Source organism: uncultured Sulfitobacter sp. (genome assembly GCF_964021855.1).
Lineage (GTDB): Bacteria > Pseudomonadota > Alphaproteobacteria > Rhodobacterales > Rhodobacteraceae > Sulfitobacter.
The window spans coordinates 351,921-367,620 of sequence record NZ_CAXHZD010000003.1 but is presented as its reverse complement, the minus strand read 5'-3'; the positions used below and the strand labels follow the sequence as shown (position 1 = coordinate 367,620).

Below are 15,700 nucleotides of genomic sequence, written 5' to 3'. Positions count from 1 at the left end.
GTAATAGGGAAGAGTTAATGGCTGGAAATACAGGCGGCCCTTGGGGCGGCGGAGGAAACACAGGCGGCAATTCTGGTGGTGACCAGAATAAGCCAAATGGCAACCGACCAAGTGGTGGGGGCCGTGGCCCCGGTGGCGACAAACCACAAATCCCCGAGATTGATGATCTGGTGAAAAAAGGTCAGGAACAACTGCGCGTGTTGATGGGCGGCAAAAGCGGTGGCCGTGGCAACGGTACTGGCGGCGGAAGCGGCGACAGCAATGGCCCGCGCTTTACACGCGGCACAATCGGTCTGGGCGCTTTGGCAGCCGTCGTTCTTTGGGGCATGACCAGCTTTTATACGGTACGTCCTGAACAGCAGTCGATTGAACTGTTCCTTGGTGAATTCTCGGGTATCGGTACCGAAGGTTTGAACTTTGCGCCGTGGCCGTTCGTCACCGCCGAAGTGTTTGATGTGACAACCAACCGCGCGGAAACCATCGGCGCTGGGCGTTCGGGTGGTGACAACGAAGGCTTGATGCTGACAACAGACGAAAACATCGTCGACATCGACTTTCAGGTGGTTTGGAACGTGAAAAACGCACAGGATTTCAAATTCTCGCTGCGTGATCCAACCGCATCTGTGCGGGCGATCTCGGAATCGGCGATGCGTGAAATCATTGCGCAATCCGAACTGGCACCGATCTTGAACCGTGACCGCGCCGCGATCGAGGCAAATGCACGCGAATTGATCCAGTCCACATTGGACAACCGCCAAACCGGTATCAACATCATCCGCGTCAACTTTAACAAAGTGGATCCGCCAAGCCAGACCGTGACTGTGACAGACGCAGATGGTCGGGTGACGCAGGAATCCGTTATCGATGCCTTCCGCGACGTTCAGGCAGCTGAGCAAGAACGCGACCGGGTGGAACGTCAGGCCGACGCCTATGCCAACCAGCGCACCGCCGAAGCACGTGGTCAATCCGCGCAGCTTTTGGAGGCCGCCGAAGGCTACCGTGCTCGGGTTGTGAACGATGCTGTGGGTGAGGCAAGCCGGTTTGAGGCTGTCTTGACCGAATACCAAGCTGCACCCGAGGTCACGCGCAAGCGCTTGTACCTTGAAACCATGGAAAAGGTTCTAGGCGACGTGGACAAGATCATTCTTGAGAACAACCAAGACGGGGGCGGGCAGGGCGTAGTGCCGTATCTGCCGCTTAATGAACTGCGTTCGAACCGGGGGTCAAACTGATGCGTAAGCTGAATATCATTATCCCCGTTATCGTGATTGCGGCAATTGCTATGCTGTCGTCGATTTTTATCGTTGATGAACGTGAAAAGGCGCTGGTTCTGCGCTTTGGCCAGATCAAACAGGTACGTGAAACCGCAGGAATCGGGTTCAAAATCCCGCTGCTGGACGAAGTCGTGCGCTATGACGACCGTATCCTGTCCCTTGAAACCCCCATGATCGAAGTTACGCCAGCCGATGACCGTCGTTTGGAAGTGGATGCGTTCGTTTTGTACCGCATCGCTGATATACGTCAGTTCCGTCAGGCTTTGGGTGCCGATGGGGCCCGTCAGGCTGAGATTCAGCTGAACGGTATCCTTGATGGTCAGATTCGTGCGGTTCTGGGTTCGCAAGGTGTCACATCGAACACCATTCTGTCGCCAGAACGGTCGGCGCTGATGGATCAGATTCGTGAACGGTCTGATGCACGTGCGCAGGCCTTGGGTTTGGATGTGGTTGACGTGCGTTTGCGCCAGACCAACCTGCCCGAGCAGAATTTTGACGCGACATTGCAGCGGATGATTGCGGAACGTGCCCGCGAAGCGACCGATGAACGCGCCCGTGGCCGCGAAGCTGCGCAACGTGTTACGGCCCTTGCGGATCGTACCTACGAAGAAATCCTGTCAGAAGCCCGCCGTGATGCCCGCATCACCGAAGGTGAGGCAGACGCCGCGCGCAACAAAATCTTTGCCGAGGCGTATTCCAAGGACTCAGAATTCTTTGAATTCTACCGTTCGCTGAGCGCATACGAAGAGGCGTTGAAGGGCAAGAATTCGACCATGGTGATGTCACCGGACAGCGAATTCTTCAACTATCTACGCTCCGATCAGGGCAGCCGCTCGACCGAGGGTGAAAGAAACTAAACCCTTCTGAGGGGTTGCGATTAAAGAGGGCCGGCCACAGCGCCGGCCCTTTTTGCGTTCTGACGTTGCGGATAAGGGGGGGTATCAACGAGCGTCGGGTTGGCGGAGATCATTGCAAGGATTTGATGTGTGGGTTCGAGCCCTTTCTTGCATAATGCTGCATTGCAGCTAAGGTGCAGAAATGATTGTTTTGCCAAACACCAACATTCGAATTTTGGGGCCGGTGCCGATGCTCTATTACTACGATAGGCAAGATACCCGTATACCTAAGAAAATGACCGCTTTGACCGCGTGGAACACAATCATGAGTGATCCACAGCCACTTCTCAAAATTGCTTTTCGAATACGCGATACAGTTTCATCAATTTTTGGCGTGAAACGCATCGGTGGATTTAGTGGAAAGCCGGTAGATCAGATAAGTGTCGGACAAAATTTGGATTTCTTTCTCGTCGAGTATGTTGATGACGAGTGCTTGGTTCTCACAGAACGCGACCGTCACCTCGATGTTATGACGTGTATTTCAATCGAAGGTGAGACGCTTTCAGTTACTTCTTCTGTGTGTGTACATAATTTGTTCGGTCGCGCTTATATGATCCCTGTTGGAGTTGCTCACCGGTGGATAGTGCGTGGCATGTTCAGACGCCTGCAACAGCAGGCTATTTGATATTACTAAAGTCCGGTTAGTCCCGCACAGCAGACCTTGGCTTCAGCCCTCACCGCCCGCGCGTAGACTGCCTCGTTCGGGGTCGCCTTGACCAATGTCAGGTGATGGACAACTATCCCGCTAGATTTGAATTAAGATGAATGTGACCACGAATGATACTGATCAAGCCCAGCATGGAACACCTTCCGGCTTATGTTGACGCGTTGAAAAGAGGGTGGTCACCAGACAACCTGAGACCGGAAGCGTCGCAAGAACAGATTTCAACCATCTCCAAAGACGGTGCATCCTTCGTCTCTAGCTTGGATAATCCCACAGGGGCCGGGGGTGCCATAAAACTACCCGACGGGTCCGAAGTTCCGCGTTTGCCAAGTATTCGGCGCTGGCTGTGGGATGGCGAATTTTGTGGCCACATTAGCTTGCGTTGGCAGCCAGGCACCGAAGACTTGCCGCCCACCTGCGCGGGTCACATTGGGTATTCTGTCGTCCCTTGGAGACAGGGCGAAGGGTTGGCAACCGCCGCACTCGTTGGCATTCTGCCAGAGGCAAAAGCCTTTGGCTTGAGATACATCGATATTTCGACCAGCCCAGACAACCCGGCGTCCATCCGGGTTGTTGAAAAATCCGGTGGGTCATTGCTGAAGAGCTATACCGCTGAAAAGGCCTTGGGCGGCGATACGAAACTTCTGTTCCGCCTCTCACTGACCGAGTAATAATCAGCAAGCCTGACCTGCATGGCGGCCATCGGAGTGGGATCGGTTTAAGACCAGAGCTCGACCCCTCGTTGCAAAGCGGTGCGATGGCGAAGTGAAAACGTGGTGACCTCAGCCAATATACAGGTGAAAACTCGGGGGTGTGTCTGGCGAAAAGCGCCTTGCCCGTTGACATGCGCGTGAACGATCACATCTTTCACCTTGCAGCACTGGCATTGCGGATGCACTCTGATGCCAGAAATTATGGGCGCTGCCCTGCGCCCCCTTTGTTCAGGAGATTGTGAATGCCGCCAAAGGCCGTATCCGTGTCGAAAACAACCACCTCGCCTGTTTGGGTTCAGTGGATCATGATGGGCATGCTGGCCTTGGTATTTGTCGTGATGCAAGCCGTCATGGCCTATGCCAAGCCGGAAAGCCTGGCACCGCTGGCCGAGAAAATCAGCCCGTCGGTGGTGAACATCACGACATCGACCGTGGTCGAGGGGCGCACCGGCCCGCGCGGCATCGTGCCCGAAGGATCGCCGTTCGAGGACTTCTTTCGCGAATTCCAAGACCGCAACAATGATGGGCAATCCACCCCCAGCCCGCGCAAGTCGTCGGCGCTTGGTTCTGGCTTTGTGATCTCCGAAGACGGTTATGTGGTCACCAACAACCACGTTATTGAAGGTGCGGATGAGATCACGGTCGAATTCTTCTCGGGCGAAGAATTGACGGCCAAGGTGATCGGCACGGACCCAAACACCGATATTGCGCTGCTGAAAGTCGAAGCACCGTCACCGCTGCCCTTCGTCAAGTTTGGCGACAGCAACGCCGCGCGTGTGGGCGATTGGGTTATCGCGATGGGCAACCCGCTGGGGCAGGGGTTCTCGGTCTCTGCAGGGATCGTATCGGCGCGCAATCGTGCGCTGTCGGGCACCTATGACGATTACATTCAGACCGATGCAGCGATCAACCGCGGCAATTCCGGCGGGCCCTTGTTCAACATGGACGGCGCTGTGATCGGCGTGAACACCGCGATCCTGTCGCCCAATGGCGGTTCCATCGGGATTGGGTTTTCGATGGCGTCCAATGTGGTGACCCGCGTGGTGGACCAGCTTAAGGAATTTGGCGAAACCCGTCGGGGCTGGCTGGGTGTGCGCATTCAGGACGTCACCCAAGACGTGGCTGATGCCATGGGGCTGGCCAAAGCGACCGGTGCCTTGATCACGGATGTGCCGGATGGCCCCGCCAAAGAGGCAGGTCTGAAAACCGGCGACGTGATCATGAGCTTTGCCGGTGTCGAGGTTGAAGACACACGTGGTCTGGTCCGTCAGGTTGGCAACAGCGCCGTTGGCGCTGCCGTGCGTGTGACCGTGCTGCGCGACGGGAAAACGCAAACGTTGAAAGTGACCCTCGGCCGTCGTGAAGATGCAGATGGTGCCAGCCCCGCCGCCACGCCGCAGGATGATGCCGCACCGGAGGAGCCTGAAACCTCCTCCATGATGGGCCTGACCCTGACGCCGCTCACCGATGACATGCGCGAGGAATTTGGCGCTGATGAAACCACGAGCGGCTTGGCCGTCACCGAGGTTGATGAGATGTCAGAGGCATTTGAAAAAGGGCTGCGCAAGGGTGACGTGATCACAGAGGCCGGCCAGCAAAGCGTTGCAACGATTGCTGACCTTGAGGACCGGATTGCCGAGGCCCAAGATGCCGGGCGCAAATCGCTGCTCTTGCTGATCCGCCGCGCGGGCGACCCACGCTTTGTCGCGATTGGTATCGAAGACTAATCAGCACCTTTCACAACCGACATCCCAAGACCCGCCTTTGCCATGCGCAAGGGCGGGTTTTGTTTGATTTACGCATGCAGCTTATTTGTTGTTTCACATGCTAAAATTGCGTAGTTTCTTTGACAGGAGGAAGCCTGAATGTCCGAAGCCATGCCCACGTCCGTGTACCCGGAACGTCTTCATAAATTGCGGACGCAGCTTCTGGCCGAGGCGGATATCACAAGCGTCCAGAACCAAGAGCTGATCCAAAGCCGCCGTGAACAAATTTGCGAGGCGGCGCTTGAGCTGTTTTTGGAAAAGGGTTTTGCGGCCACGACGGTGCGCGATATCTGCGCACGCTCGGGTGTCAATCAGGCCAGCATCTATGACTATATCGCCAATAAGAATGACATCCTGCGCCGCCTGCTGAACCAGCTTTGGTTTCGCGAAGACGTGCCAACCCTGTCGGTGATCCTGCAAGATCAATCGCTATCGCTGGAAGACGCGATTGAGCAGTATTTTCGCGAGACATGGGCATACAAACGCAAAGGCACGTTGCTGGCCTATCGCTGCGTTCCCCATATGCTGCCCGAGGACCGCGAGGCGCTGCACGCCCGCGAATACGCCGCGATGAAAGATTTGGCCGACCAGCTTAGCCTGCGGTTAGGTATAGCGTCCGAGGATCGCCGTCTTGATATTATGTCGAACCTAATGGTGTTTCTGTCGGCCTTTGGCCCGATGCGTGATTGGCTGAACCGCGACATTCCCAGCGACGAAATTCTGCGTGCCGTGTCCGCGGGGGCCGCTGCGATGGTGCGCTCGCTTGAGGCGGAAAACGCCTAGTAAGCCAGATCAGGTTTTGCGGGCGCGGATTACCGTATGGTGGCTTACGATTTGATACCCCATCTCTGCGGCCACGCGGCTCATCAGCTCGGCGATTTCGGTGCCGGGGATTTCGATCAGATCGCCGCTGTCCAGATCAACAAGATGATCGTGGTCGATATGGGGCATCATCTCATAGCGGGCAGGGGCGTCATCCATCACCAGCTTGCGCACCAGACCTGCGTTTTCCAACACTGACATGGTGCGATACACGGTTGCGACCGATACGGTGTCGTCCAGCGCGCGGGTTTTTTCATACAGGTCTTCGACGTTGGGGTGATCATCGGTTTCCGACAGGATCGTTATAATCGACGCGCGCTGCGGCGTGACACGCAGCCCCGCGTCGCGCAGCATTTTCCTGTAGTCGGGATCATTTTTCAATGTGGTCACCATCCTTGTGTTGCCGTGACTTTAAGCAAGTTTTTTCTTGCCTGCAAGATTTTGCGATCTATTCTCATTCGCATGTTTGACATTTGCGAATAATTCGCATTTACAAGTAGCAGACCAAGTAAGGTATGGAGACTTCGGTGAGAAAATCTTTGTTCGCGACGGTAACTGCAGCGGTTTTGATGGCGTCTGGGCCGGTCCTAGCGGCTGATTTCAAGGTGGTGACGACGTTCACTGTGCTGGCCGATATGGCACGGCAGGTGGCGGGGGACGCGGCCGAGGTCGTATCGATCACCAAGCCGGGGGCGGAAATTCACGGCTATGAACCCACGCCACGTGATATTGTCGGCGCAGTCGATGCCGATCTGATCTTGTGGAACGGCCTGAACCTAGAGCTGTGGTTCGAGCAATTTCTGTCCAACCTTGGCGATACCCCGTCTGTGACCTTGACCGACGGGATCGATCCCATCTCGATCTCGACCGGCGATTACGAGGGCAAGCCGAACCCGCATGCCTGGATGGGTCTGGACAACGCGCTGATCTATGTCGACAACATCGCGGCTGCCTTTGCCGAACATGACCCAGAAAACGCGCAGATCTATCTGGACAATGCGGCACGCTATAAGGACGAAATTCGCGATACGATTGCGCCACTGCGTGACCGCGTAGCTGAAATTCCCGAAGCGCAGCGTTGGTTGGTCACCTGCGAAGGGGCGTTTAGCTATCTCGCCCGTGATTTCGGTATGAAAGAGCTGTATCTATGGCCGATGAATGCGGACCAAACCGGCACACCGCAACAGGTCCGCAAGGTGATCGATGCGGTCCGCGCCAATGATATTCCCGTGGTTTTCTGCGAAAGCACGGTTAACACGTCACCCGCCAAACAGATCGCGCGGGAAACCGGTGCGGCCTTTGGGGGCGTCCTGTATGTTGATAGTCTCAGCACGGCCGAAGGGCCGGTCCCCAGCTATCTGGACCTGCTGCGTGTCACTTCCCAGACCATCGCGGATGGGCTGGCTGAGAACTTAAAGTGAGCGGAACAAAGATATGAAAAGCGCTGTAATCCAACATGATGCAGAACATTTCGCGCCTCAGGACAGCGGAATATCTGCCCATAATGTGACGGTGACCTATCGCAACGGTCACACGGCACTGTACGATGCGAATTTCGAAATTCCACGCGGCACGATCACAGCGCTGGTCGGGGTGAACGGGGCGGGGAAATCCACCTTGTTCAAGGCCATCATGGGTTTTGTTCCCGCCGCTGCGGGCGAGATTAAACTGCTCGGCAAATCGGTGCGCGAGGCGCTGCGCGAAAACCTTGTCGCCTATGTGCCGCAGGCGGAAGAGGTCGATTGGGCCTTTCCGGTGTTGGTGCAGGACGTGGTGATGATGGGGCGTTATGGCCACATGGGTTTCCTGCGCCGTCCCAAAGCCGCAGATCACGCCGCAGTGGACGAGGCATTGCGCCGCGTGAACATGACCGAATTCCGGGACCGTCAGATTGGCGAGCTGTCCGGCGGCCAGCGCAAGCGGGTGTTTCTGGCCCGCGCCTTGGCCCAAGATGGTCGCGTGATCCTGCTGGACGAACCTTTTACCGGCGTTGACGTTAAAACCGAGGATCAGATTGTCGCCCTGTTGCGCGAATTGCGCGACGAGGGCAGGGTGATGTTGGTCTCGACCCATAACTTGGGGTCCGTGCCGGAATTCTGCGACCGGACGGTGTTGGTCAAGGGCACCGTGCTGGCTTACGGGCCGACGGAAACCGTCTTTACCCATGACAACCTCGAAATGGCATTTGGCGGCGTGCTGCGCCACTTTACCCTTGGCGGTAGTGACCTGCATGACGACGATGATGGCCGCGAACTGCGGATCATCACCGACGATGAACGCCCCTTTGTCCACTACGGAGAGGCGCTGGCCAAAGGCGAGGACGACAAATGATCGACCTGCTGCTAGAGCCGTTCGGATACGGCTATATGTTCAACGCCATGTGGGTGTCGGCCATGGTCGGCGGGGTCTGTGCGTTTCTCTCTTGCTATCTGATGCTGAAAGGCTGGTCGCTGATCGGCGACGCGCTTAGCCATTCGGTCGTGCCCGGTGTGGCGGGGGCCTATATGCTGGGCCTGCCCTTCGCGCTTGGCGCGTTTTTGGCGGGCGGGCTGGCAGCGGGGGCGATGCTGTTTTTGTCGGGGCGGTCGGGCCTCAAGATCGATGTCATCATCGGGATCATCTTTACGTCGTTCTTTGGGTTGGGGCTGTTCATGGTGTCGCTGTCGCCCATGTCAGTTAGCATCCAGACCATCATCATGGGCAACATTCTGGCCATCGCGCCGTCTGACATCATTCAACTGGCGATCATCGGGGTGGTTTGCCTGACCGTCCTGCTGCTGAAATGGAAAGACCTGATGGTCACGTTTTTCGATGAAAACCACGCGCGTTCTATCGGGTTAAAGCCGGACCTTTTGAAGGCGGTGTTCTTTATGCTGCTGTCAGCTGCGGTTGTGGCGGCGATGATGACCGTGGGCGCGTTTCTGGTGATCGCGATGGTCGTGACGCCCGGGGCGACGGCCTATTTGCTGTGCGACCGGTTTCCGCGCCTGATTATCGTGTCTGTTATCATTGGTACGCTGACGGGGTTCTTTGGGGCCTATGCCAGCTATTTCCTGGACGGTGCGACGGGCGGCGTGATTGTCACGCTACAAACCGCCATTTTCTTAGCGGCCTTTGTCTTCGCCCCCAAGCACGGCGTGCTGGCCGCAAGGCGCAAGGCTGCGCAGGCCTTGCAATCCTTGCGAGACGAGGTGCCATCATGATCGACACATTGCTGTTCCCCTTTCAGTTTCCATTCATGCAAAACGCCTTTTGGATCATTCTGCTGGTGGCTCCGCCCACGGCGTTGCTGTCGTGTTTTCTGGTGCTCAAGGGCTGGGCGCTCATGGGGGATGCCGTCAGCCATGCGGTGCTGCCGGGGGTGGTGCTTGCGTGGATCACGGGCATACCGCTGATCATCGGGGCCTTTGCTGCGGGCATGTCCTGCGCCTTGCTGACCGGATACCTAAGCCACAACAGCCGGATCAAACAGGACACGGTGATGGGGGTCGTGTTTTCAGGGATGTTTGGGATCGGCATCATTATGTACACGTCGATTTCGACCAACCAACATCTGGATCACATCCTGTTCGGCAACATGCTGGGGGTCGGCCCGCAGGACTTATGGACGGCTGGCGTTATCTCGGTCTTTGTGACGGCGTTTATGGTGCTGAAATGGAAGGACCTGCTGCTGCACGCCTTTGATCCGGCCCAAGCGCAGGCAAGCGGATTGCGCACCGATCTGTTGCACTATGGCTTGCTGGCTGTGTTGTCGCTGACCATCGTGGCGACGTTGACCGCAACAGGGCTGATCCTTGCGGTCGCCTTGCTGGTCACACCGGGGGCCATCGCGTTTCTGTTGGTGCGCAGCTTTGGCCCGATGTTGATCATGTCGGTCGCAGTGTGTACGGCGTCGATGTTCGCGGGCACCTACCTGAGCTTCTTCATCGACAGCGCGCCGGCCCCGACGATCGTCTTGATCCTGACGGCTGTGTTCGTCGTCGCCTTCGTGAACCGCCTTTATCGCACCCACAAGGCATCGCGGAGCGCCACAGATGCGGCCGCAACCGGACTGGATGCGCGGTAATAACGGCACCCAATCTGCCGCTCATCACGATGCCTGATTGTCCCCATTTAGGGGCGTTTCAGGGGCTGGATGATCGGCCAAATCCGGCCGCTGATGCGCCGCGTGCGCAAATTCTCGCCACATTACCTTAAGTTGTTTGGCGGGGGCCTGTTAAGGGCAGAAAAGCCTCGCCTTTGTGCAAGTTTTCGACGTATTCTTGCATGTACCTCTAAACGCTCACTGAATCGAGATGGCCCGAATCACTTGGCCAAATGATTCGTCTAGAATGAGGCGTTTCGTTCCAATTTGGTAAACAAATGGTTAATTTTTTCTCAATTGGTTCCCAAAACTGAATTTTCTCGAAAAAAAAATGGCAGAAATTTGCCCTTAAATGACGCAGGGTCAATTGTTGCAAATTTGGACACAGTCGTTCGGTCAAATTAACCTCTATTAAAATCCGGTTTCGATTTTCCTCAACGTTTACTGAACTTAGCGCAAGTGCGGTCTGAGGTACGTTGAAACAATGGACACCCAAGGGTTGGGTCGTCCGCCGAAAACTCCCTCCGAAAAGCGGCGCAAACAGGGCGTCGCCTGCCACTGGTATGGTAATTTTCCCTTCCCCGAATGCCGATGCGCGGCTATCGATTAGATGCCCAACTGGGGGGCACACTCTGTAGGTCACGGGGGCGACCGCATTGAACGCGTACCATAATGTACGGGATAGATGTGTTCGTCGCGCTGCCAAGTCGTCGAATATAATGCTGGGTCTTTCGGGACCGGGTTAGGTCGCTTGCGGCTGTCATCCCTTCATGCGGGTCAAGGTTCACTGCGCGTCGTCATAAGACCGCCGGAGTGGCTCTTGGGTCCATTGTGTTTACCGCATGCGTGCGGTCCGCCTGTCCGGCGGATAAGGGAGAATAACGATGAACAGGTCTGAGAAGGTCGGGAAGTTGAAGGCTGCCATTGCTTCAACCGAGACCAACCGCTGCTTTGTGCGCGGGGTGGACGGTTTTTTACCTTTAACCCGCCACAATCGCATCAAATCTACACCACAAATTGTCTCCATAAAGGCGTTGCGCGGCTCATTTCCGGCACGCCTTTTATTCAGATTGGTAAAAATTGTTTTTGTAAGCTCGTTCACCGCGGGTCTTGGGGAATTTCCCAGATCGCGCGGTGAGATTGAACACGGCCCAGGGCACGGGGCGAACTGACCAAGGGTCGCTCGCTCGAAACCGGGCAATAGAGATTTGAGGCGCATCGCACATGCCTCACCAGTATTTTGGAGACGACAGACATGACATTTTTTCTTGGAAAACTTTTAAGTATGTATTCAGGGTCCAAGGGTGGATCGACCTCATCGACGACCAAAGACGGCATTGTCGACGGGACCGGCAATGATGATCTGATTAACACCGCCTATACCGGCGACCCGAACGGCGACCGCGTCGATGCAAATGATGCTGTATTCGGAACCCTAGGGTCGAACGACGATGTCATCTTGGGCCGCGGCGGGGATGACACCATTCTGGCGGGCGACGGAAATGATACGGTGCTGGGCGGGTCGGGTGACGACAGTATCGATGGGCAAGGCGGGAACGACATCCTGCTTGGGGATGCCGGGACTGATGCGACAGGAACAGCCGGTCGCGAAAGCTTTGAATGGTCCAAGGCACCGGACCCCAGCCGCGATGGCACCGCCATCGACGAGGACGACGACCTTACTGGCGGCTTTCAACAAAACACCGGCACGGTCAATGTAACGTTCAAGGTCACCTCGGCTTCGCCAAGCGGTAGAGACGAGAAATTCACCTACGACGAACAGAATATTAATGGCGTTGTCGGCGACGGCAGCACGGTCAACAAAAACAGCGCCTTTGACTCATTGGCCAACAAACACGGCTCAAGCATTTTCTCGCTCGATTTCGACAACGAAGTCGGCAACGTTTCTTTTAATATCAACGATATCGACAATAAGGGCGCGGTAAAAATCATCGCCTATGACGCTGCGGGAAATAAGCTTGATGTGGACCTGACAGGCGGATCAGGTGTCGAGCTGAGCAGTTCCGGTAACGTTTATACGGCCAAAAGTAAGGGCGGCGATGAAGAGGCGAACGGGGCAAAGTATTCCGTAAACGTGTCGATCGACGGCCCGGTCGCGCGGATTGAATTTGTTCACACCGGGTCCACTGACGGTGACTCCGGTATTAACGTGACAGACGTCTTTTTCGACAATCCTGCGTCGTTCGTCATCGACGACACCTCGATGGGGGATGACACCATCCACGGCGGTGACGGTGACGATCTTATCTATGGCGACAGCGGCAGTGCACCGGCAGTCGTGCGCGAGAACTTTGAGTGGGAAGGCGTCAGCACGCGCCAGATCAACGACGGCTTTAGCCAAGATACGGGCAACGTCACGGTCACATTTAAGCAGGTTAAAGACACGGGCGGCCACGCGGCCGAAGCATCGACGGCCACGCTGAACACGGATGGTGTTGTCTCGAACGGGGATCCCGTCGACAACAACAGCTCGCTTGAATCCGTCACACATGGCAAGGGCAATACGGGCCAATTCCAGTGGGAATTCTCGGATGCGGTAGCGAATGTATCGTTCAATGTGAACGATCTTGATAACGATGGCATCGTCAAGATCGAAGCTTATGACGTGAACGGGAATTTAATCCCCGTGAACCTAAGCAGCGGTTCGGGCATCACCTTGTATGACAACGATGCGGCACCCGGCAAGGAAACGGCTGATAGCCGGGGTGGTAATGAACATGTCAATTCAGCCAAGTACAATCTGAACGTTCACATCCCCGGTCCGGTAACCCGGATCGTTATGACGCACACCCAGAACGGCAGTAACAATTCGGGCGTTAATGTGACCGAAATGTATTATGACACATGGGTGGGTGAGCTTAGCCCCGGCGAGGAAGGTGGCAACGACGTCATCACCGGCGACGCGGGCAACGACACCATCTACGGCGAAGGTGGCAACGACTCCATCGATGGTGGTGCCGATGATGACTATATCGAGGGTAACAACGGCGACGATACGATCGTCGGTGGTTCAGGCAATGACACGATCTATGGCGATACGCCGGGTGCTGTGACACCTGCCGCCGTTGGTCCTGCAACCCTGCGCACGGCTGTCGTTGCGGCCAGCACAGCTGGCCCCGGTAACGATTCCATCTCGGGCGGTGCGGGTGATGACTTTATCGACGGTGGTGCGGGCAATGATACGATCCGCGGCGAGGCCGGCAACGACAGCATGCTTGGCGGTGACGGTGAGGACCTGTTCCTTGACGTAAACGGTGGCGATACCATCGACGGTGGGTCCGGCCCGCTGGCAACCGACTATGACGTGATCGATCTGACGGGGTCGCTGAACGGTGGCGGCTATCGCTTTGAAAACATGCGCCCCGATACTGACGCGGGCGATACCGTGGACGATGGCAGCCGTAACGACGGCCAGGACGGGACAATCGTGTTTACCGATGCGGCGGGTAAAGAAACCGGTCGTCTTGATTTCACCAACATCGAAAGCATTGTGCCGTGCTTTACGCCCGGCACCCTGATTGCGACGGCAAAAGGCCAGCGCCGGGTCGAAGACCTGCGGCAGGGCGATATGATCATCACCCGCGACAACGGGCTGCAGGAAATCGCTTGGGTCGGTCAAAAGCCGCTGACGCAAAATGACTTTATCGACCGGCCTGAATTGAAACCGGTTCTGATCAAGGCCGGGTCGCTTGGTGAAGATATGCCAGAGCGTGACATCATGGTGTCGCCAAACCACCGGATGCTGATCGCGGACAAAGGTGTGTCGATGTATTTTGACGAACCCGAAGTTCTGGCCGCGGCCAAACATCTGGTCGGAAAAGACGGGATCAACCATGTGGATGTGGCCGACACAAGCTATATCCACTTTATGTTCGAGCGCCACGAGGTTGTGCTGTCTGACGGCACATGGACCGAAAGCTTCTACCCCGGCGATTATACAATCGACGGTCTGGGGTCGGCCCAGCGGGATGAAATTCTGGCGCTCTTCCCCGAGCTTGAAACCGAGATGGGCATCAGAAACTACCGGACTGCCCGCCCAACGGTCAAGAAATACGAAGCCAAGCTGCTGTTTCACTAATCACTGGCTTGCTGCCCCGTGGCTATCAGCAGGGGTTGAGCGGATATTGAGCGGGGTGCAGATAAATATCTGCGCCCCGTTTTGCAGTACAAATGCGCATTTGAATGCCTTTTCGCAGGAATATTCTTGCGTGTCCGCACGAAAACATTAACATTTTGTTTAGATCGTCGCTAACGTCGCACGTTGCGGCTGTTTTCGCGCGGTCACTCTGGGAGGAGAAAATATGACGGAAAAAACAAACATTAACAGACGTTCATTTTTGACGAAATCCGCCGTCGCAGGCGGGGCCGCTGCTGGCAGCATGCTGGCCGCACCTGCGGTTCTTGCGCAAGCGCCACTTGTTATCAAGATGCAGACGTCGTGGAATGACGCCAACATCTGGCAAGACTTTGCGCGCGACTATGCGACGCGGGTCGAAGAAATGTCGGGGGGACGCCTTAAGGTCGACGTTCTACCAGCGGGGGCAGTTGTTGCCGCATTCCAAGTGCTGGACGCGGTGAATGACGGTCTGATTGATGCTGCACACTCTGTGCCGGTTTACTGGTACGGTAAGAACAAGGCCGCATCGCTGTTCGGTACGGGCCCGGTTTTCGGTGGCTCTGCAACAACCATGCTGTCGTGGTTCTATGAAGGTGGCGGTCAGGCGCTGTATAACGAGCTGACCCAAGACGTTATGGGTCTGGATGTCGTGGGCTACATGGGCTTCCCGATGTTCGCGCAGCCTTTTGGCTGGTTCAAAGAAGAAGTGAACACCGTTGCCGACCTGCAAGGGTTTAAGTATCGCACCGTTGGCCTTGCGGCTGATCTGATGGCCAAGCTTGGCATGTCGGTGGCGCAGCTACCCGGCGGCGAGATCGTGCCCGCGATGGAACGCGGCGTGATCGATGCGTTCGAGTTCAACAACCCATCGTCGGATAAGGATTTTGGCGCACAAGACGTGGCCAAAAACTACTATCTGTCCTCGTATCACCAAGCGTCCGAAAGCTTTGAGTTCCTGTTCTCCAAGACCTTCTTGGAAGACCTGGACCCCGATCTTCAGGCCATCTTGAAATACGGTGTCGAAGCGGTATCGACGGCGAACACAGCCAAAGCGATGAACCGTTACTCTGCGGATCTGCAGTTCTTGCAGAATGATGCAGGCGTGAACGTGCGCCGCACCTCCAAGGAAATCTTGGATGCGCAGCTCAAGGCATGGGACGAGCTGATTCCAGAATTGGAAACAGACCCGTTCATGAAAAAATGCCTCGACAGCCAGCGCGACTGGGTCAGCCGTGTGTCGTATTACGAGCTGATGAACTCGCCTGACTACGGGTTGGCTTACGAGCATTACTTCCCCGGCAAGATCAAACTTTGATCGCTTAGGTCAGTGTAAAAAAACGAAC

14 protein-coding genes are annotated in these 15,700 nt (G+C 56.1%); 12 read left to right on the top strand and 2 right to left on the bottom strand.

Features of this window, described 5'->3' with window-relative positions; all coding sequences use genetic code 11:
* The first annotated feature begins 17 nt into the window (after positions 1-17).
* The 6 genes from hflK (at position 18) to AADJ11_RS12345 (ending at position 6,096) form a co-directional block, all read left to right on the top strand.
* On the top strand, positions 18-1,232 hold the full coding sequence (gene hflK, locus AADJ11_RS12370) for an FtsH protease activity modulator HflK (protein ID WP_341234820.1): 1,215 nt from the start codon (positions 18-20) through the stop codon (positions 1,230-1,232).
* Positions 1,232-2,131 (top strand): protease modulator HflC, encoded by a 900-nt coding sequence (locus tag AADJ11_RS12365; protein WP_341234819.1) that lies wholly within the window; start codon positions 1,232-1,234, stop codon positions 2,129-2,131. The genes hflK and AADJ11_RS12365 overlap by 1 nt, the downstream gene beginning before the upstream one ends.
* 181 nt (positions 2,132-2,312) lie before the next feature.
* Entirely contained in the window at positions 2,313-2,795 is a 483-nt protein-coding gene (locus tag AADJ11_RS12360; RefSeq protein WP_341234818.1) for a DUF2867 domain-containing protein, read from the top strand.
* 152 nt (positions 2,796-2,947) lie between these two features.
* Positions 2,948-3,505, top strand: coding sequence for a GNAT family N-acetyltransferase (locus AADJ11_RS12355; RefSeq protein WP_341234817.1), 558 nt, complete (start codon positions 2,948-2,950; stop codon positions 3,503-3,505).
* A gap of 284 nt (positions 3,506-3,789) precedes the next feature.
* Positions 3,790-5,274, top strand: coding sequence for a DegQ family serine endoprotease (locus AADJ11_RS12350; RefSeq protein WP_341234816.1), 1,485 nt, complete (start codon positions 3,790-3,792; stop codon positions 5,272-5,274).
* Positions 5,275-5,412: 138 nt separating this feature from the next.
* Complete coding sequence (locus AADJ11_RS12345; protein WP_341234815.1) at positions 5,413-6,096, top strand: TetR/AcrR family transcriptional regulator; 684 nt, start codon at positions 5,413-5,415, stop codon at positions 6,094-6,096.
* Between the two features lie 9 nt (positions 6,097-6,105).
* On the opposite strand, the gene AADJ11_RS12340 is transcribed toward AADJ11_RS12345, so the two are convergent.
* Positions 6,106-6,525: a Fur family transcriptional regulator gene (locus AADJ11_RS12340; RefSeq protein WP_341234814.1), complete on the bottom strand. Its 420-nt coding sequence runs from the start codon at positions 6,523-6,525 to the stop codon at positions 6,106-6,108.
* A gap of 179 nt (positions 6,526-6,704) precedes the next feature.
* Between AADJ11_RS12340 and AADJ11_RS12335 the strand changes: the two genes are divergently transcribed.
* The 4 genes from AADJ11_RS12335 to AADJ11_RS12320 are packed head-to-tail and all read left to right on the top strand — an operon-like array spanning position 6,705 to position 10,201.
* Positions 6,705-7,556, top strand: coding sequence for a metal ABC transporter substrate-binding protein (locus tag AADJ11_RS12335; RefSeq protein ID WP_341235018.1), 852 nt, complete (start codon positions 6,705-6,707; stop codon positions 7,554-7,556).
* A 13-nt stretch (positions 7,557-7,569) separates the two neighbouring features.
* Positions 7,570-8,466, top strand: coding sequence for a manganese/iron ABC transporter ATP-binding protein (locus AADJ11_RS12330; protein ID WP_341234813.1), 897 nt, complete (start codon positions 7,570-7,572; stop codon positions 8,464-8,466).
* Positions 8,463-9,338 carry a metal ABC transporter permease gene (locus tag AADJ11_RS12325; protein WP_341234812.1) on the top strand — a complete coding sequence of 292 codons (876 nt, stop codon included), beginning with the start codon at positions 8,463-8,465 and terminating at the stop codon, positions 9,336-9,338. The genes AADJ11_RS12330 and AADJ11_RS12325 overlap by 4 nt, the downstream gene beginning before the upstream one ends.
* Entirely contained in the window at positions 9,335-10,201 is an 867-nt protein-coding gene (locus AADJ11_RS12320) for a metal ABC transporter permease (protein ID WP_341234811.1), read from the top strand. Before AADJ11_RS12325 ends, AADJ11_RS12320 begins: the two co-directional genes overlap by 4 nt.
* A gap of 853 nt (positions 10,202-11,054) precedes the next feature.
* On the opposite strand, the gene AADJ11_RS12315 is transcribed toward AADJ11_RS12320, so the two are convergent.
* A complete protein-coding gene (locus AADJ11_RS12315; protein ID WP_341234810.1) occupies positions 11,055-11,321 on the bottom strand; it encodes a hypothetical protein in 267 nt (88 codons plus the stop codon).
* 153 nt (positions 11,322-11,474) lie between these two features.
* Here AADJ11_RS12315 and AADJ11_RS12310 point away from each other — a divergent pair, with 153 nt between their 5' ends.
* The gene (locus AADJ11_RS12310; protein ID WP_341234809.1) at positions 11,475-14,318 is read left to right on the top strand and encodes a Hint domain-containing protein; all 2,844 of its coding nucleotides are present in this window, start codon (positions 11,475-11,477) and stop codon (positions 14,316-14,318) included.
* A 223-nt stretch (positions 14,319-14,541) separates the two neighbouring features.
* Positions 14,542-15,672, top strand: a complete 1,131-nt coding sequence (locus AADJ11_RS12305; protein WP_341234808.1) for a TRAP transporter substrate-binding protein — start codon at positions 14,542-14,544, stop codon at positions 15,670-15,672.
* Positions 15,673-15,700 lie beyond the last annotated feature (28 nt).